14 protein-coding genes and 1 pseudogene are annotated in these 17573 nt (G+C 61.2%); 13 read left to right on the top strand and 2 right to left on the bottom strand.

Annotation, left to right across the window (positions count from 1 at the left end; translation table 11 throughout):
- Positions 1 to 23 precede the first annotated feature (23 nt).
- The 8 genes from YY7_RS0123755 to YY7_RS52540 all read left to right on the top strand — a co-directional run bounded on the left by YY7_RS0123755 (position 24) and on the right by YY7_RS52540 (position 11619).
- The gene (locus YY7_RS0123755; RefSeq protein WP_035690679.1) at positions 24 to 716 is read left to right on the top strand and encodes an HAD family hydrolase; all 693 of its coding nucleotides are present in this window, start codon (positions 24 to 26) and stop codon (positions 714 to 716) included.
- Positions 661 to 1806, top strand: coding sequence for a transaldolase (tal, locus tag YY7_RS0123750; RefSeq protein WP_245287367.1), 1146 nt, complete (start codon positions 661 to 663; stop codon positions 1804 to 1806). The genes YY7_RS0123755 and tal overlap by 56 nt, the downstream gene beginning before the upstream one ends.
- Before the next feature lie 27 nt (positions 1807 to 1833).
- A complete protein-coding gene (locus YY7_RS0123745) occupies positions 1834 to 2541 on the top strand; it encodes an ROK family protein (RefSeq protein ID WP_051396868.1) in 708 nt (235 codons plus the stop codon).
- 12 nt (positions 2542 to 2553) lie between these two features.
- The gene (pgi, locus tag YY7_RS0123740; protein ID WP_028165421.1) at positions 2554 to 4200 is read left to right on the top strand and encodes a glucose-6-phosphate isomerase; all 1647 of its coding nucleotides are present in this window, start codon (positions 2554 to 2556) and stop codon (positions 4198 to 4200) included.
- Positions 4201 to 4274: 74 nt separating this feature from the next.
- On the top strand, positions 4275 to 5306 hold the full coding sequence (gene gnd / locus YY7_RS0123735) for a phosphogluconate dehydrogenase (NAD(+)-dependent, decarboxylating) (protein WP_028165420.1): 1032 nt from the start codon (positions 4275 to 4277) through the stop codon (positions 5304 to 5306).
- 2 nt (positions 5307 to 5308) lie between these two features.
- The gene (gene zwf, locus YY7_RS0123730; protein ID WP_028165419.1) at positions 5309 to 6682 is read left to right on the top strand and encodes a glucose-6-phosphate dehydrogenase; all 1374 of its coding nucleotides are present in this window, start codon (positions 5309 to 5311) and stop codon (positions 6680 to 6682) included.
- Between the two features lie 144 nt (positions 6683 to 6826).
- Positions 6827 to 8893 (top strand): transketolase, encoded by a 2067-nt coding sequence (gene tkt / locus YY7_RS0123725; RefSeq protein ID WP_028165418.1) that lies wholly within the window; start codon positions 6827 to 6829, stop codon positions 8891 to 8893.
- Between the two features lie 2 nt (positions 8894 to 8895).
- Positions 8896 to 11619, top strand: coding sequence for an MGH1-like glycoside hydrolase domain-containing protein (locus YY7_RS52540; protein ID WP_063623392.1), 2724 nt, complete (start codon positions 8896 to 8898; stop codon positions 11617 to 11619).
- A gap of 21 nt (positions 11620 to 11640) precedes the next feature.
- On the opposite strand, the gene YY7_RS60595 is transcribed toward YY7_RS52540, so the two are convergent.
- Positions 11641 to 11823 carry a hypothetical protein gene (locus YY7_RS60595; RefSeq protein ID WP_155255298.1) on the bottom strand — a complete coding sequence of 61 codons (183 nt, stop codon included), beginning with the start codon at positions 11821 to 11823 and terminating at the stop codon, positions 11641 to 11643.
- 494 nt (positions 11824 to 12317) lie between these two features.
- Here YY7_RS60595 and YY7_RS0123710 point away from each other — a divergent pair, with 494 nt between their 5' ends.
- Both YY7_RS0123710 and YY7_RS52535 read left to right on the top strand, forming a co-directional pair.
- A complete protein-coding gene (locus YY7_RS0123710) occupies positions 12318 to 12533 on the top strand; it encodes a hypothetical protein (protein ID WP_028165417.1) in 216 nt (71 codons plus the stop codon).
- Positions 12534 to 12713: 180 nt separating this feature from the next.
- The gene (locus YY7_RS52535) at positions 12714 to 13748 is read left to right on the top strand and encodes an HWE histidine kinase domain-containing protein (protein ID WP_051396867.1); all 1035 of its coding nucleotides are present in this window, start codon (positions 12714 to 12716) and stop codon (positions 13746 to 13748) included.
- Positions 13749 to 13760: 12 nt separating this feature from the next.
- Here the strand turns inward: YY7_RS52535 and YY7_RS0123700 are convergent, their stop codons facing one another.
- Positions 13761 to 15308, bottom strand: a complete 1548-nt coding sequence (locus YY7_RS0123700) for an acetolactate synthase large subunit (RefSeq protein ID WP_028165416.1) — start codon at positions 15306 to 15308, stop codon at positions 13761 to 13763.
- A gap of 273 nt (positions 15309 to 15581) precedes the next feature.
- Here YY7_RS0123700 and YY7_RS0123695 point away from each other — a divergent pair, with 273 nt between their 5' ends.
- The 3 genes and pseudogenes from YY7_RS0123695 to YY7_RS60590 all read left to right on the top strand — a co-directional run.
- Positions 15582 to 16154 carry a L,D-transpeptidase gene (locus YY7_RS0123695; RefSeq protein WP_028165415.1) on the top strand — a complete coding sequence of 191 codons (573 nt, stop codon included), beginning with the start codon at positions 15582 to 15584 and terminating at the stop codon, positions 16152 to 16154.
- A gap of 128 nt (positions 16155 to 16282) precedes the next feature.
- Complete coding sequence (locus YY7_RS0123690) at positions 16283 to 17032, top strand: DUF2927 domain-containing protein (RefSeq protein WP_196237315.1); 750 nt, start codon at positions 16283 to 16285, stop codon at positions 17030 to 17032.
- 393 nt (positions 17033 to 17425) lie between these two features.
- Positions 17426 to 17573, top strand: a pseudogene (locus YY7_RS60590) (IS5/IS1182 family transposase); the annotation flags it as partial.

Genomic DNA, 17573 nt, shown 5'->3' with positions numbered 1-17573 from the left:
AGAGTTGCGTAAGGGTAAGACCGATGAATCAGGTCGTCTTTCTGGTCGACGTCGACAATACGCTTCTCGACAACGACCACATCCAGGCTGACATCAAGGCCCACCTCGAGCGCCAGTATGGTGCCGCCTGTCGCGACCGGTACTGGGCAATTCTCGACGACCTGTTTGTCGAACTGGGATATCGAGACTATCTTGGTGCACTGCAGCGGTACCGTGTCGAACACCCGCAGGACATGCATCTGTTGTCAATGTCTTCGTTCCTGGTCGATTACCCGTTCGCCAATCGTCTGTACCCGGGATCGCTGGATGTGCTCGAACGACTGCGTCAGTGGGGCCCCACCGTCCTTCTCACTGATGGCGACGTTGTTTTTCAACCGCGCAAGGTTGAGCGCTCCGGCCTTTCAGAGGCCGTCAACTCGCATGTGTTGATCTACATCCACAAGGAACTCGCGCTCGACGATGTCGAGTCCCGTTATCCGGCATTGCACTACGTCCTGGTAGACGACAAGCCGCGAATCCTCGCCGCGGTCAAGGAAGCCTGGGGCGGTCGCGTCACCACCGTTTTTCCCCGACAGGGACAATATGCGCATGACGCGAAGGCGCTCGCCTCCTTCGCCACACCGGACGTGACGGTGGACCGGATCGGAGACCTGCTCGACTATGATCTGGGTCGCCTGCTTGCGGCGGTCCCTCGACTCGAAGCTGTGCGGAGGTGAAGCGATGAAGGCAACGCAAAAGCTCCACGAGCTCGGACAGAGCGTTTGGCTCGACAACATCACCCGTGAGCTGCTGACGAGTGGCACTTTAAAGCGCTACATTGCCGACTTGTCGCTGTCGGGGCTCACATCGAACCCGACAATCTTCGATCACGCGATCAAGAACAGCTCACACTATGATTCTGCGATCCGCAGCAAGCTGAACGAGGGAAAGTCGGGTGAGACGCTATTCTTCGAACTAGCGATCGAAGATCTAGCGCAGGCAGCCGACCTGTTCCGCCCGATTTGGGACCGCACCAATGGTGTAGACGGATGGGTCTCGCTCGAGGTCTCGCCACTCCTTGTACATGATACGGCCAGCACGATCGCAGCCGCCAGGGAGTTGCACGCACAGGCGAAGCGCCCCAACCTCTTCATCAAGATACCCGGCACCAGGGAAGGGCTGCCCGCCATCGAAGAGGCAATTTTCGCCGGCGTGCCCGTGAATGTGACCCTGTTGTTCAGCCGAGAGCACTACCGCGCCGCGGCCGAGGCATATCTGCGGGGCATCGAGCGGCGCATTGCAGCCGGTCTGAATCCAAATGTTGGCTCCGTTGCGTCGGTCTTCGTCAGTCGCTGGGATGCCGCCGTCGCCAACAAGGTTCCCGCGCCTTTACACAACAAGCTGGGTATCGCAATCGCGAAACGAACATACAAGACAGCCTGCGAATTGCTCGGCTCCTCACGCTCGCGGCGTATCTACAACGAGGGTGGGCGGCCTCAGCGCCTGCTATGGGCGAGCACCGGAACCAAGGATCCCGCGGCATCCGACGTCCTGTACATCAAGGCGCTGGCCGCGCCGCTCACGGTCAACACCATGCCGGAAAGCACGGTGAAGGCCCTCGCCGACCACGGAGACGTCGGAGAGATGTTGGCGGCCGATGGCGGCGACTCCGAAGAGGTGCTGGCGCAATTTGCAAAGGCCGGCGTCGATGTCGAAGCGCTAGCAGCAACGTTGCAGGACGAAGGTGCCAAGTCGTTTGTCAAATCCTGGAACGAGCTGCTGGGCGTCATCTCTGCCAAAACCGAGGTGCTCAAGAAGGCAAGCTAGGTTGCAATCGAGACGAAGGTCCTCGCAATGAATATACTGGTCGTTGACGTGGGCGGCACCCACGTCAAGATCCTTGCCTCCGGCGAAAAAGTAAGGCGAGAAATTGACTCCGGGCCGACCCTGACGGCCCGGCAGATGGTGTCGAGCGTCAAGAAACTCGCCGATGGCTGGGAATATGACCTCGTCTCGATTGGCTATCCGGGCCCGGTTGTGCACGACCGGCCTGTGGCGGAACCTCATAATCTGGGAAAAGGCTGGATGGGCTTCAACTTCACTGCGGCATTCAAACTGCCGACGAAAGTCATCAACGATGCGGCGATGCAGGCGCTCGGCAGCTACGGGGGCGGCAAAATGTTGTTCCTCGGACTCGGAACGGGACTCGGCTCGGCGATGGTCATCGATGGCATCGTGCAGCCGATGGAGCTCGGGCACTTACCCTACAAGAAGCGGATCTATGAGGACTATGTCGGCGCCCGCGCGCTGGAGGAATTTGGCAAGAAAGCATGGCGGAAGCACGTCGAAGATGTCGTTGAACATCTGGTTGCGGCACTCCAACCGGAGGACGTCGTGCTGGGCGGCGGCAATGCCAAACTGTTGAAAGAACTGCCGCCATTGTGCCGGCTTGGGGATAATGCCAACGCATTCAAGGGTGGCTTCCGAATGTGGGAAGGCCCGCCAAAGGGAAAGATCACTCGCTCGCGCAAACAAACTGCGCAAGCCGCCATAGCGCGTTAACAGGAGCGATGAATGGCAACGGCCACGAAAACGGTCACCGAGCTTCCCGCCTGGAAAGACCTGTCCGCCCATTTTCAGAAGATCGGCCGCCTGCATCTGCGCGAGCTCTTTGCTCAAGACCCAAAACGCGGCGAGCGTTTGACGGTCGAAGCAGCCGGGCTCTACCTCGACTATTCGAAGAACCGGATTACCGATGAAACGTTGGCTCTGCTGTTGCAACTGGCCGAACAGTCCGGGCTCCGCGCGCGGATCGATGCGATGTTCGGAGGCCAGAAGATCAACGTTTCCGAAAAGCGGGCCGTCCTGCATGTCGCGCTCCGCGCGCCGAAGGGGCAATCGATCCTGGTTGATGGCGAGGACGTTGTGCCGCAGGTCCATTCGGTGCTCGACCGCATGGCCGATTTTTCCGATCGCGTACGCGGCGGTGCGTGGCGCGGCCACACCGGCAAGCCAATCCGCAACATCGTCAACATCGGCATCGGCGGCTCCGATCTGGGGCCGGTGATGGCCTACGAGGCGCTCAAGCATTGCAGCGACCGCGCGATGACGTTCCGGTTCGTCTCCAACGTGGACGGCACCGATTTCGCGGAAGCGACCCGCGATCTCGATCCGGCCGAGACTCTGTTCATTATCTCTTCCAAGACTTTCACTACACTGGAGACCATGACCAACGCCAGGAGCGCGCGCGATTGGTCGCTCGCGGGACTTGGGGGAGACGAGAAGTCGGTCGCGAAGCATTTCGTCGCGGTGTCGACCAACGCGAAGGAAGTGACGAAGTTCGGCATCGATATCGCCAACATGTTCGGCTTCTGGGACTGGGTTGGCGGACGGTACTCCATGGACTCCGCGATCGGACTCTCGACGATGCTTGCCATCGGCCCGGACAACTTTCGCGCCATGCTCGGCGGCTTCCATGAGATGGATGAGCATTTCCGCACCGCGCCGTTCGAGCGTAACCTGCCGGTGCTGATGGGGCTGCTCGCCATCTGGTACAATAACTTCTTTGGCGCGCAGACGGTGGCGGTGCTGCCTTACGAACAATACCTGAAACGGTTCCCGGCATATCTCCAGCAGTTGACGATGGAGAGCAACGGCAAGCACGTCACGCTCGAGGGCAATCCTCTCAACTACAACACCGGTCCGATCTATTGGGGCGAGCCTGGGACCAACGGCCAGCATTCCTTCTATCAGCTCATCCATCAGGGAACCCGTCTCATTCCTTGCGACTTCATCGCGTTTCACAAGACACTCAACCATCTTGGAGAGCAGCACGACATGCTGCTCGCGAACGTCTTTGCTCAGGGCGAAGCGCTCGCATTTGGCAAGACGGCTGACGAAGTAAGGCGGGAGGGGTCTGCCGATTGGCTCGTTCCGCATCGCGTGTTCGAAGGAAACAGGCCGTCGACTACGATTCTGCTGGAACGGCTAACACCCGCGGCTCTCGGCAAACTCGTCGCGCTGTACGAGCACAACGTCTTCACGCAGGGCGCAATTTGGCAGATCGATTCATTCGACCAATGGGGCGTCGAACTCGGCAAGGTGCTGGCGCAACGCATCATCCCCGAACTCACCAATGAAGCCGAACCCAAATTCGGACACGACAGCTCGACCAACACATTGATCCGCCGACATCGCACGTTCAGGGAGAAGTCGCACTAAATACTGATCTCGACACGCCAGGATACCTGCGCACTCGGGGGGAAGTCACACCGCGAAAAAAAGAGGAGCCACTCATGCAACTCGGGATGATCGGTCTCGGCCGAATGGGCGCCAATATGGTGCGAAGACTTGTTCGACATGGTCACCAATGTGTCGTCTTCGACATGTCGCCGAACGCCGTTGCAGAACTGGTGAAAGAGAAGGCGACGGGAAGCGCCTCTCTGGCGGATTTCGTGGCGAAGCTCGAAAAGCCGCGCGCGATCTGGTTGATGGTTCCGGCGGCAGTCGTAGATAGATCGATCGGTGATCTGCTGCCGCTGCTCGAAGCCGGCGACATTCTGATTGACGGCGGCAACTCCTACTACATCGATGACATCAGGCGTTCCAAGGAGTTGGCGCACAATGGCATCCATTATGTCGATGTCGGCACCAGCGGCGGCGTGTGGGGTCTCGAGCGCGGCTACTGCATGATGATCGGCGGCCCTGACGAGGCCGTGCAGCGGCTGGATCCGATCTTCAAGACCCTCGCTCCCGGTCTCGGCGAAATCCCGCGCACCCCGGGACGAGAGCGTGCCTCCGCAGGCACCTCCGAGCACGGCTACCTCCACTGCGGACAGAGCGGTGCCGGTCATTTTGTCAAAATGGTCCACAACGGTATCGAGTACGGGCTGATGGCGGCGTACGCCGAGGGCCTCGGTATCCTGCGCGCAGCGAACATCGGCAAGCACGCGCACGCGGCGGACGCCGAAACAACACCGCTTCGCAGTCCCCAGCACTACCAATACGACCTGAAGCTGCCCGAGATCGCAGAAGTGTGGCGGCGCGGCAGCGTGATTGCCTCGTGGCTTCTCGATTTGACAGCAACCGCGTTGCTGGAAGATCCGGCGCTGTCCAAATTCGCTGGGCGCGTCTCCGACTCCGGCGAAGGACGCTGGACCATCGCAGCAGCGATCGACGAAGCAGTCCCCGCCCCGGTGCTGACGACGGCGCTATACGAGCGTTTCAGCTCTCGCGGCGAGGCCGATTTCCAGAACAAGCTGCTTTCGGCAATGCGCTACGAGTTCGGTGGACACTTGGAAAAGGCGGCCAATGAGAGACCGAGATAGCCATGAGCGAACCTAAATCCGACGCATTGGTGTTTTTCGGCGCGACCGGCGATCTTGCCTACAAGAAGATCTTTCCGTCGCTGCAAGCGATGCTGAAACGGGGCCACCTCGATGTGCCTGTCATCGGCGTCGCAAAGGCCGGCTGGACACTCGACCAGCTCAAGGCCCGAGTACGAGACAGCCTCGAAAAGCACGGCGGCCTCGACGCCGCTGCGTTTGACAAGCTGGCCGGCCTTTTGCGTTACGTAGACGGCGACTACGCCGATCCGAGCACGTTCGACGCCCTTCGCAAGCAGCTCGGTTCGGCACAGCGGCCGGCACATTATCTGGCGATCCCACCGGCGTTGTTTGCAACCGTAGTGGAACGGCTCGACACTGCCGATTGCACCAACGGCGCGCGCGTCATTGTGGAGAAGCCATTCGGGCATGATCTCGCCTCCGCACGCAACCTCAACAGGATTCTGCTCGCCAGATTCGACGAAGATCACATCTTCCGCATAGACCACTATCTCGGAAAACGACCTGTTCACAACATGGTCTTCTTTCGCTTCGCTAACGCGTTCCTGGAATCGTTCTGGGACCGCAAGTTCGTGAGCAGCGTGCAGATCACGATGGCGGAGAATTTCGGCGTGCAGGGTCGTGGCGCGTTCTATGATCAAACTGGCACAATTCGCGACGTGATCCAGAATCATCTGTTTCAGGTGTTGGCCAATCTGGCGATGGAACCGCCAGCCCGATCCGACAGCGAATCCCTGCGTGACGAGAAGGTCAAGGTCTTGAGATCGGTTCCGCCGATCGTTGAGAACGAGCTGGTGCGCGGACAGTTTCAGGGCTACCGGCAGGAGCCTGGCGTTGCTCCGGACTCGCAAGTGGAGACGTTCGCTGCGTTACGGCTGGAGATCGACTCCTGGCGGTGGCAGGGAGTGCCATTTTATATCCGTGCCGGAAAATCGCTGCCGGTGACTTGCACGGAAGTGATCGTACGCCTTCGTGAGGCGCCGCGGATCTTTCCCCATTGCGCCGCGATACCCAATTATTTGCGGTTTCGCATCAATCCCGACATGGCCATTGCCCTTGGGACGATGGTGATGGACGAGGATGACCGAGAGGTCGGCGAGCCGGTTGAATTGTTGGCGAGCCGGCGCCCTGGCCCAGAGGAAATGGATGCGTATGAACGCGTGCTCGGCGACGCCATGAATGGCGACCGGACGCTGTTTGCACGACAGGACTATGTCGAAGAAGCATGGCGGATCGTCGATCCGGTGTTGAAGAAGGCGACTCCCGTCTACGAATACCAAGCCGGAAGCTGGGGGCCTCACGAAGTGGACAAGAATGTCACGCCACCGGGCGGCTGGCACAACCCAACGGTAGCGTAACGCAGAGAGTGAGGAATGAAGATCGAAGTGCTCCTCGATCCCCGGCTCTGTTGCTTGATGACGGCAGCCTATCGCTGACGATGCACGTACACGGCTGCCGCGCGCAGGCGGCCTGTAATCGACACCCGCGGGAGGAAATCAGCCATGACAGACGCCGAACTCGACCAGCTCGCGATCAACACCATCCGCACACTGTCGATTGACGCGGTCCAGGCCGCCAACTCGGGCCATCCCGGCACACCAATGGCGCTTGCGCCGCTCGTCTATACGCTCTGGAACCGAGTCATGCGCTTCGATCCGCAAGATCCGATCTGGCCCGGCCGTGATCGCTTCGTGCTGTCGAACGGCCACGCATCGATGCTGCTGTGGTCAGTGCTCTACCTTACCCGTACGCAGGCCGTGAATGCTGAGTACGAGACGTTGGGCAGGCCTGCTGTCACCCTCGACGATATCCGGCGCTTTCGGCAGTTCGGAAGTCATGCGCCAGGGCATCCCGAATACCACCTGGTATCCGGCGTGGAGACGACCACCGGCCCGCTCGGACAAGGCATTGCGACCAGCGTCGGGATGGCAATCGCGCAGCGCTGGCTCGCTGCGCGCTATAATAAGCCGGATTTTGCCATCTTCGATTACGACATCTATGCCGTATGCGGAGACGGATGCCTGATGGAGGGCGTTGGCTCTGAAGCGGCGTCGCTCGCTGGCCACCTCGGCCTCGACAATCTGTGCTGGATCTACGACAACAACCACATCACGATAGAAGGCAGCACGCGGCTGGCGTTCACCGAAGATGTAGCCGTTCGTTTCACCGGCTATGGCTGGAATATCCTTCACGTTAATGACGCCAACGACATTGCCGGCATTGAACAGGCCCTGGCAACGTTTCGCGATACGAAAGGCCGACCGACGCTGGTGATACTCAACAGCCATATCGGATATGGCTCGCCACACCGCCACGATACGGCCGCGGCGCATGGCGAGCCGCTCGGTGTTGAGGAAGTCAAACTCACCAAACGCGCCTATGGCTGGCCCGAAGACTCGAATTTCCTGGTGCCTGACGGCGTTCTCGAACGCTTCGCCGCCGGCGTCGGTGAGCGAGGCGCCGAGGCGCACCGCAAATGGCAAGCTCTGTTCACTGATTACCGCTCGAAGTATGCCGCGCTGGCGACCGAGATTGATCAGATGCAACGCCGCGAGCTTCCGGCAGGCTGGGACCGCAACCTGCCGTCATTCCCGGCAGATCTGAAGGGGCTTGCGGGGCGTGAGGCGTCGGGAAAGGTCCTGAACGTTCTGGCGCAAAACGTTCCCTGGTTGATTGGCGGTTCGGCAGATCTGGGTCCATCGACCAAGACGCTGCTAACCTTTGAAGGCGCAGGCGACGTTCAGGCCGCCACACCGGGCGGCAAGAACTTCCATTTCGGCATCCGCGAACACGCGATGGCTGCAATTCTCAACGGTCTGGCACTCTCGAAGCTGCGGCCGTTCGGCGCGACCTTCCTGATTTTCAGCGACTACGCCCGGCCCGCGATACGACTGGCGGCGCTAATGGAACTACCCGTGATCTTTGCTTTTACCCATGATGCCATGGGCGATGGCGAAGACGGCCCAACGCATCAACCAATCGAGCAACTCGCTTCAATGCGGGCAATGCCGGGTATGACGCTGTTCCGGCCGGGTGACGCCAACGAAGTGGTGGAAGTCTATCGCTACGTCATGCAGCTTCGTCATCGGCCAGCCTTGCTGGTCCTGTCTCGTCAACCGTTACCGACCCTCGATCGCAGCAAATATGCATCGGCATCCGGCGTCGCACGAGGCGCCTACGTGCTTGCCGACGCTCCTGACGGTAAACCGGACATCATCTTGATTGCCACCGGCAGTGAGTTGAGCCTCGCAGCCAACGCTCATGAGAGACTTAGCCTGGATGGTATCCGCTCGCGCGTGGTCTCGATGGCTTCCTGGGATGTCTTCGAACGCGAGACGCAGGAATACCGCGACGCCGTCTTGCCGCCGGAGGTCACGGCGCGCGTTGCAATCGAGCAGGCGTCAACGTTCGGTTGGGAGCGTTACGTTGGCCCGACCGGTCGGGTCATCGGCATGCACACTTTCGGCGCCTCCGCCCCGCTGAAGGCCCTGCAGCAGGAGTTCGGATTCACCGTCGATAACGTTGTGACGACGGCCAAGGCGCTCTTGCGGCCTGCAAAAGCCACATAGCCATGAATATCCTTGAGGAGCGAAAACCGCTGTCGGCGGAGCACGCGCGGCTTCAAGATTCGTCGCCGGATACGCCTGGCAACTGGAAAACGATCGGGCCATACGTCAGCGAGCGCGCCTGGGGTACCGTGCGCGAAGACTACAGTGCCGACGGACAGGCCTGGCAATACTTCCCATACGAACATGCGCGCTCGCGCGCCTATCGGTGGAACGAGGACGGTCTTGCCGGCCTTTGCGATCGCGCGCAGCGCCTGTGTTTTGCTCTTGCCTTTTGGAATGGACGAGACCCCTTCCTGAAGGAACGTATCTTCGGTCTCGGCGGTCCAGAAGGAAATCACGGCGAAGACGCCAAGGAGTACTGGTGGTACATCGACGCAACACCGACCAGCTCGTGGCTTCGTTGGCGTTACCACTATCCGCACGCGGAGTTTCCCTACGCGTTGCTTCGGCAGGAGAACGCAAGACGCAACAAGGACGAGGTCGAATTTGAACTCGTGGATACCGGCATTTTCGAAGGGGACCGTTACTGGCAAGTCACGGCGGATTACGCCAAGGCGTCACCTGATGACATATGCATGCGCATCAGCGTTCGTAACGCGGGACCCGATCCGGCAGAGCTTCACGTGCTTCCGACTCTGTGGTTCCGCAACCGCTGGTCATGGGAGGCCGGCGTCGCGCGGCCGATGATCCGGGCGACTGCTGAAACTGGCAACATCGGCGCGATCGCTGAAGAAGAACTGCTGGGTCGCTGGCGCTTCACTGCCGGGACGGATCCGGCGGGAAAGCCGCCACGGCTGCTGTTCTGTGAGAACGAAACCAATGCCCGGTACCTGTATGATATCACCGCTGAGCAGACGCCGTATCCAAAGGACGGCATCAACGACCACGTCGTTCACGGTGCGGCAACGGTAAGTCCTGCCGAGCAGGGTACAAAAATGGCCTGCTGGTATCGCCTCGAAGTCGCTGCCGGCGAAACTGTCGAGCTCAGGCTTCGCCTCGCACGTGATGGGCACGGCCAGACTGCGAGCCCCCTCGGGGCAGACTTCGAGCGGATCCACGCCGACCGGAGCCGCGAAGCTGACGAATACTATAAAGCGCTGACCCCTGACGGCGCGAGCGAGGATGAGGCCGCAGTCATGCGGCAGGCGTTCGCTGGAATGCTGTGGGGCCAGCAGTTCTACCACTACGACGTCGCGCGCTGGCTCGACGGCGACATCATACGTCCGCCCGAGGCACGCGCGTCGGGTCGCAACGCGGGCTGGCGCCATCTCAACAACCACGACATCATCGCCATGCCCGACAAATGGGAGTATCCGTGGTATGCCTCATGGGACCTCGCCTTCCATTGCGTGGTGCTGGCGCACATCGACCCCTCGGCAGCGAAGCATCAATTGCTGCTGCTGACGCGCGAATGGTACATGCACGCGAACGGCCAGTTGCCGGCGTATGAATGGAATTTTGGAGATGTGAATCCGCCAGTTCAGGCGTGGGCCACGCTTGCAGTGTTCCGGATCGATGGCGGCACTGATTTCGATTTTCTGGCTCGGACTTTTCAAAAGCTCCTGATCAACTTCACCTGGTGGGTAAATCGAGAAGACGCATGTGGCGACAACGTGTTCGAGGGCGGCTTTCTCGGACTCGACAATATCGGCCCGTTCGACCGCTCGCAGATGCTTCCCGACGGCGATGTCCTGGAGCAGTCGGATGGCACCGCCTGGATGGCCAAGTTCTGTCTCAACATGCTGGAGATGGCACTCCTGCTTGCCAACCATCAGCCTAGCTACGAGGACGTCGCGGTAAAGTTCTTCGAGCATTTCGCTCTCATCGCTGCCGCCATGAGCAGGCTCTGGGACGACCAAGACGGCTTTTTCTACGATCGACTTCGCAAGCGCGACGGCTCGACTTTCACGGTGCGCGCGCGTTCTATGGTGGGATTACTGCCAATCTTTGCGGCGGTACGGCTCGATGCGGCGCTGTGGGAGCGACTGCCGATGTTCCGCGAGCGCGCGCGCTGGTACATCGACAACAAGCCGCACCTTGCAGAATTCCTGCACATGCCGCCGACCAATGATCGCCCTCAGCTGATCTCGCTGGTGGGCAAGCCACGCATGAAGCGGATTCTCGCGCGTATGCTCGATGAGTCGGAATTTCTGTCGCCTTACGGGCTCCGATCGCTGTCGCGTTACCACCGCGAACATCCGCTCATTGTCAACCTGGACGGACATGTCGCTCGTCTCGACTATGAGCCGGGCGAATCTCGGACCGGACTGTTCGGCGGCAATTCGAATTGGCGCGGACCGATTTGGTTCCCGCTCAATTTTCTCGCGATCGAGTCGCTACGACATCTTCATACCAGCCTCGGCGAAGACTTTACCGTTGAACTGCCGACAGGATCAGGCAGGCAGGCGAGCCTCGAGCAAGTGGCCGAAGAACTCGAGCGTCGACTGCTCAAATTGTTTCTCCGGAACGCAGAGGGCGAGCGACCAGCGCTGGGATCAAATCCCCGCTTCCGGCGCGGCGGGGCTTGGTGCGATTTATTGCTTTTCTACGAGTATTTTCATGGCGACACCGGCGAGGGCCTTGGCGCCTCGCATCAGACCGGCTGGACCGCTCTCGCCGGTGCGCTGGTGGCTAATCGGCGTTTGCGAAATGATAGGGACGCCTGCAGATGGCGCAATATTTCACTTTGTTCATCACCTACGTCGAGCGCGAGTCAGGAGGCATAAGTTTCCCAATGTGGGGTTCGGTCACAGCGTGCTTCGTGGGTCGATGCGATGGAACTTCCTTCGCTCCTCCTCGGTCAGGTTGCGCTGCTGCTCTTCCGTCGGGCGCCGTTGCCATTCGTCGTTATCCTCACCACCGCAGCCCCATGAAGTCTTCTTGCGGCTCGAACAAGGCGCGTCCGGCAGCACCGACCTTGCGCCAGACACGCGTTGTCTCGACAAAGGCGGCTTCGCTGAACACCTGAAAGCCGACGCTGCGACAATAAACCTGGCACGATCTGGTCTGAATCCGGCCTCAGCCGCTCGAAGCATCACCACTGTCCCACGCAGATCGGGACAGCAATTCCAGCTTCCAAGTGTAACGATCTGCCCGCTGACGGTCCAAATTGCGCGTCAGCACACAGCTCGAACCAACGCGCGCCGGAAGCTGATGATCTAACATTACGGTTTGACGACAGCCGTTGCCCGTGGCGCCGCCTATGGCCCACTACGGCTACATACCGACACAAATCCATATAATACATGGATTTTTTAGTTTAGCGTGACGCCGGTTTGGTTGGCCAGGATCTTCGGATTGGGGTTCTAGATCGCAGCGTCGGTGCGGGAGTTCACGCGCCGTTCACGGACTGCTGATCGCCGCGACGGAACCGGAGGTATCGCGGTTCCGTTGAGGACGGGGGCCAACTTGGGAGAACCATCCGATGCGTAAACTGATTATCGCCGCCACCGCACTGGCGTTTATTTCGTCGGCCGCTTCAGCACAGACCACCGACAAGTCCGGCGGCACCACTGGCCCCGCGGCGCAGAGCGACAATGCGAGCAAGGATGATGCGTCGAAAATGGCGCCGAAGAAGAGTTCGAAGAAGGTGGCCAAGAAGTCGTCGAAGAAATCCGGCGAAGACACGATGCATCAGTAAGACAGGATTCATGGGGATCAAGGCCGTCCTTCGGGGCGGCCTTTTTTGATGTGCCTCTTCGCTGTGCTCACCGTCCTTGCGTCCGGATTTCCACTGAATTGCAGGCCACTGCACGCACCGGGAGGAACATTTCCCTTAGTGTCGAATTACCGGCTGAAGACCTGCGGGCATGGACGGGTGATGCTGAACCTCTTTGACGATTCGGAAGAAGAAGCAGAGATCGAAAAGATCCTGGCGCATCACACCGCGATCAGCGCCGACGCCGACGAGCAGCAGTTTCGCGATGTGCTTCAGGCGCTGCCCGCCGCGATCTACACGACGGACGCAGACGGTCGCATCACCTTCTTCAACCACGCTTGCATCGAGTTCGCCGGCCGTGTGCCTGCCATCGGCGACATGTGGTGCGTGAGCTGGAAGCTGTTCCGCACGGACGGCACGCCGCTTGCGCATGAGGAATGCCCGATGGCGATCGCGCTTCGTGAGAACCGTCCGGTGCGCAACGTGGAAGCAATCGCCGAACGGCCCGATGGCTCGCGCATCTGTTTCATGCCCTACCCCACGCCCTTGCGCGACGCTGACGGCCGGCTGATCGGCGCCGTCAACATGCTGGTCGATACCACCATGCGCAAGCAGGCCGAGGAGCGCATGATGCGGCTCGCCTGGGAGGTCGATCATCGCGCCAACAATCTGCTGGCGGTGATCCAGGCGATCCTGCGCCTGACCAAGGCCGATACTGCGGAGGAGTTCCAGGCGGTCTTCCAGGGGCGCCTCAGCGCGCTCGCCAATGTGCAGCGGCTGTTCTCGGTGTCGCGCTGGACCGGCGCCAACATCCGCGCGATCATCGAACAGGAGCTCAAGCCCTATGCGGTGCACGACTCGAGACGGGTCGCGATAGACGGCGGCGATTTGAGGCTGACGGCCACGCTGGCGCAGGCGATCGCGGTCACCGTGCACGAGCTCGCCACCAACGCCGCCAAATATGGCTCGCTCTCCAGCCCCTCGGGAAAGATCGCCGTCAGTTGGCAGACCGATAACGCCAACCTTTCCCTGCGCTGGCAGGAGAGCGGCGGACCAAGAGTGGCCGAGCCCACCCGCACCGGATTTGGCGTCGACGCCGTCGACGGCGTGGTCCGAACCTTGAGCGGCACCATCATCCGGCAGTGGAAGCCGGAAGGCCTGATCTGCGAATTCTGCTTCCCGGATATCGCGGCGTAGGCCGCGCCTCCCTTACATCTGCACCTCGATCAGCCTCGGTCCCGGCTCGGCGATCGCCTCCGCGAGCGCCTTGTTGAATTCGTCGGCGGTCGTGACCGCGCGGCCTGGCACGCCCATGCCCTTCGCGAGCGAGACGAAGTCGATGGTCGGCCGGTCGATCTTCAGCATGTCCTGCGCGCGCTTACCCGGCTCGCCGGCGCCGACGCCGTCGAACTCGCCGCGCAGGATCTGGTAGATGCGATTGGCGAACACGATGGTGACGACGTTGAGGTTCTCGCGGGCCTGCGTCCACAGCGCCTGGATCGTGTACATCGAAGAGCCGTCGCCGACCATGCAGATCACCTTGCGATCGGGAGCGGCCACCGCGGCGCCGGTCGCAACCGGCGGCGAGAAGCCGATCGAGCCGCCCATGTTCTGCAGCCAGTCATGCGGCGCGGCGGCCGCCGTCGGCGGGAAGAAGCCGCGGCCGGTGGTGATGGATTCATCGACCACGATGGCGTTCTCCGGAATCGCGCACGCAATCGCCTGCGCGATCGAGGCAAACGTCAGCGCACCAGTCGGCTTCGCAAGCTCGACGAGCTTCTGCGGCTTGACGTCCTGCGGCTTGGCCCCGAGCGCGCCCGCGAGCGCCTCCAGCGCCGCCACCGAATTCTCCCCGCCCGCGGTCATCCGATGCACCTCGCACCCCTCCGGCTTCAGCAGGCTCGGCTTGTTCGGATAGGCGAAGAAGGCGACGGGGTCGTTGGCCTCGACCAGCACGATGTTCTTGAAGTCCTTGAGAATAGGCAGCGCCTGCTCGATCACGTAAGGAATGCGGTCGATCAGGAAGCGGCCCCTGCCGCGCGCCATTTTCGGGTTGTAGGTCTGGCCCATCACCTTGCAGCCGGTCTTGCCGGCGATCTGCTGCGCCAGCGCCAGCCCATGCTCGGTCAGCGCACTGCCGGTCAGCAGCAACAGGTTCTGCGCGCCGCCTTCGCGCAGGATCTTGGCCGCCGCTTCCACCGCCTGTGCCGAATAGTTCGGCCGCTGGCTTTCGGCCGGGACCTGGGCGATACCGTCAGCCTCGTTCCAGGCGGTGTCGGCCGGCAGGATCAGGGTCGCAATCTGCGGCGGCGTGCTCTTGGCGGCGGCAATCGCGGCAGCGCCATCGGCGGCGACCGACTTGGCATCCGGCGAGGTCCTGACCCAGGCCGACATCGGCCGCGCCAGGCCCTCGATGTCGGAGGTCAGCGGCGCGTTATACGCGATGTGGTAGGTCGCGTGCTGGCCGACGATGTTGACGATGCCGGAATTCGCCTTCTTGGCGTTGTGCAGGTTGGCGAGGCCGTTGGCGAGACCCGGGCCGAGATGCAGCAGCGTCGAAGCGGGTGTTTCCTTGATACGGAAATAACCGTCGGCCGCCCCCGTCACCACGCCCTCGAACAGGCCGAGCACGCAGCGCATGCCCTCGACCCTGTCAAGCGCGGCGACGAAATGCATCTCCGAGGTGCCGGGATTGGTGAAGCAGACGTCGACGCCGCCCGCGACCAATGTCCGCACCAGACTTTCCGCACCATTCATGTCTCGCTCCCGCATTCCCGCGCTGTTTTGTTGGCCCAAGTAATGTTGTGTTGGCCCAAGTCGACTATCTCAAGCCCGGCGTTCCGAGCCCAGATCAACCATTGTTCGCCCGTTTCGTCAAAGGTTTAGCGGGACATTGCTGCCATCGTTTCTGATGTGTTGCCTTTTTTAACCGAGGTGCCCGAAAATCCGTCGCTCACGGCGGCGTGGGTTGCGCATTCGAACAACTTATGGCCTCACTTTCATGAGGCTGGAAATAACGCGAGGAAGGCAATGACACGGGGCAGGGTTTTGCTGGCGGCGGCGCTCTTGATGCTGGGAGGCGCCGGTCAGGCGCAGGCCCAATTCTTCGACACCCGCGACATCATGGGCGGCGGCCTGAACTTCTTCGGCACCGGCGCGAGCCCGATCCAACGGACGACCGTGATGTACCCGAGCCGTTATGCGCCGGGCACGATCGTCATCAACACCGCCGAGCGACGGCTTTATCTCGTCCTCAATGACGGCCAGGCGCTGCGTTATGGCATCGGGGTCGGCCGCGATGGCTTTCGCTGGGGCGGAACCCATCGCATCACCGCCAAGAAGGAATGGCCGAGCTGGACGCCGCCGGCGCAGATGCTGCGGCGCCGTCCCGACTTGCCGCGCCACATGGCCGGCGGCGTCGAAAATCCGCTCGGCGCCCGCGCGCTGTATCTCGGCTCGACGCTCTACCGCATCCACGGCTCGAACGAGCCGGAGACGATCGGACAGGCGGTATCGTCGGGCTGCTTCCGCATGACCAACGAGGATGTGGTGGATCTCTATAGCCGCGTTTCCGTGGGCACCACCGTCGTCGTCAAGAATTAGGACGGTGCGGGAACCAGCGCTGCCATGCGCAAGCAAGCTTGCGCGCGCACGGTGATTGCGGCAGCGTTATAGCGATGTGCACGCTTCACCGTATCCTGGCTGTCCTCGCAATCGCCTCGGCCGCGATCATGCCCGGCCTCGTTGCGCCGCCGGCATGGTCGGGCGAGAACCCATCGATCGCCGCGCGCCAGCGCAACGAGAAGAAAGCCTTCACCGATAGCGAGATCATCGAAGGCTTCATGAAGACGGCGTTCGGCGCCGAGTACCACCTCGCCGGCCGCGTCGACCGCATCCGCAAATATGACTCGCCGATCAGGGTGTTCGCCGACGGCACCCGCGCCGACCGCAAGGCGCAGCTCGCAAAGATCGTCGGCGATGTCGCCGCCAAGGTCCAGCACCTCGACATCGCCATGACCGAGAGCAGCGAGATCGCCAATGTGAGGGTGAAGCTGGTGCGCGACCGCGATCTCTATCGCACCATCACGACCTTCTATGGCAGCGAGCGCGCGAAAGAAATCCGCTCCTCGCTCGATCCGCAATGCCTGAGCGGCTTTCGCAAGAACGACAATTTCGAGATCGAGCATTCCGACGTGATCCTCACGGTCGATAACGGCGACTTCGTCTTCTTCGATTGCGCCTATGAGGAACTGCTGCAGTCGCTCGGCCCGATCAACGATACCTCGAGCGTGCCCTGGACCATGTTCAACGACAACGTCTCGATGGGCTATTTCGACATCTACGACCAGTACATCCTCAACCTGCTCTACGATCCCCGCATCAAGGCCGGCATGACCGTGCAGGACGTCAAGGCCTTGCTGCCCGACGTCCTCGCCGACGTCCGCGCCTGGGTGAAGAAGGTGAACAATCTGACCGAGTGAGGGGGTGCTTCCCTTCTCCCCTTGTGGGAGAAGGTGGCGCGCATGCAATCCGCGACGGATGAGGGGTTGTCTCCGCGGGCGACGGTGCGCGTGGAGAAAGACCCCTCACCCATGTGCGCTCTTGGCTAGCGACGGAGTAGCCCTCTCCCACAAGGGGAGAGGGCGCACCAATTGACAGCGCCGTGCCTACCATCCAGCGCAGTGCTCGCGATGGTGGGCACGCTTCGCTTTGCCCACCCTACGGCGTCGCGGAAAGTTCTGATTCAATTTTCAAACAGCAATTCCGCAGGATGGGTAGAGCGAAGCGAAACCCATCCTACGAGACTGTGAATCTTTTTATATCGGGCGCGTGGCAGCTGTGATTCTCTTCGCGGATTGATTTGCAGGAGGGGGATGATGGCTGGTGACGAGTTGTTTGGAGAGCTGCCGGAACAAGCGGAGCCACGGGCCGAAGCAGTGCGGCGCGGTGCGCCGCGGCTGCGCGAGCCGGTGCGCGACCAGGTCGAACTGCGAGCGGTCGATATCGACAGCCTGATCGGAC

It is taken from the genome of Bradyrhizobium elkanii WSM2783 (assembly GCF_000472865.1).
Classification (GTDB): Bacteria; Pseudomonadota; Alphaproteobacteria; order Rhizobiales; family Xanthobacteraceae; genus Bradyrhizobium; species Bradyrhizobium elkanii_A.
This window is presented reverse-complemented; position numbering and strand designations above follow the sequence as displayed.

Excerpts from the sequence above, each read along its gene's own strand:
- YY7_RS0123755 (WP_035690679.1), top strand. The coding sequence starts at position 24 with ATGAATCAGGTCGTCTTTCTGGTCGACGTCGACAATACGCTTCTCGAC.
- tal (WP_245287367.1), top strand. The coding sequence starts at position 661 with ATGATCTGGGTCGCCTGCTTGCGGCGGTCCCTCGACTCGAAGCTGTGC.
- YY7_RS0123745 (WP_051396868.1), top strand. The coding sequence starts at position 1,834 with ATGAATATACTGGTCGTTGACGTGGGCGGCACCCACGTCAAGATCCTT.
- pgi (WP_028165421.1), top strand. The coding sequence starts at position 2,554 with ATGGCAACGGCCACGAAAACGGTCACCGAGCTTCCCGCCTGGAAAGAC.
- gnd (WP_028165420.1), top strand. The coding sequence starts at position 4,275 with ATGCAACTCGGGATGATCGGTCTCGGCCGAATGGGCGCCAATATGGTG.
- zwf (WP_028165419.1), top strand. The coding sequence starts at position 5,309 with ATGAGCGAACCTAAATCCGACGCATTGGTGTTTTTCGGCGCGACCGGC.
- tkt (WP_028165418.1), top strand. The coding sequence starts at position 6,827 with ATGACAGACGCCGAACTCGACCAGCTCGCGATCAACACCATCCGCACA.
- YY7_RS52540 (WP_063623392.1), top strand. The coding sequence starts at position 8,896 with ATGAATATCCTTGAGGAGCGAAAACCGCTGTCGGCGGAGCACGCGCGG.
- YY7_RS0123710 (WP_028165417.1), top strand. The coding sequence starts at position 12,318 with ATGCGTAAACTGATTATCGCCGCCACCGCACTGGCGTTTATTTCGTCG.
- YY7_RS52535 (WP_051396867.1), top strand. The coding sequence starts at position 12,714 with ATGCTGAACCTCTTTGACGATTCGGAAGAAGAAGCAGAGATCGAAAAG.
- YY7_RS0123700 (WP_028165416.1), bottom strand. The coding sequence starts at position 15,308 with ATGAATGGTGCGGAAAGTCTGGTGCGGACATTGGTCGCGGGCGGCGTC.
- YY7_RS0123695 (WP_028165415.1), top strand. The coding sequence starts at position 15,582 with ATGACACGGGGCAGGGTTTTGCTGGCGGCGGCGCTCTTGATGCTGGGA.
- YY7_RS0123690 (WP_196237315.1), top strand. The coding sequence starts at position 16,283 with ATGCCCGGCCTCGTTGCGCCGCCGGCATGGTCGGGCGAGAACCCATCG.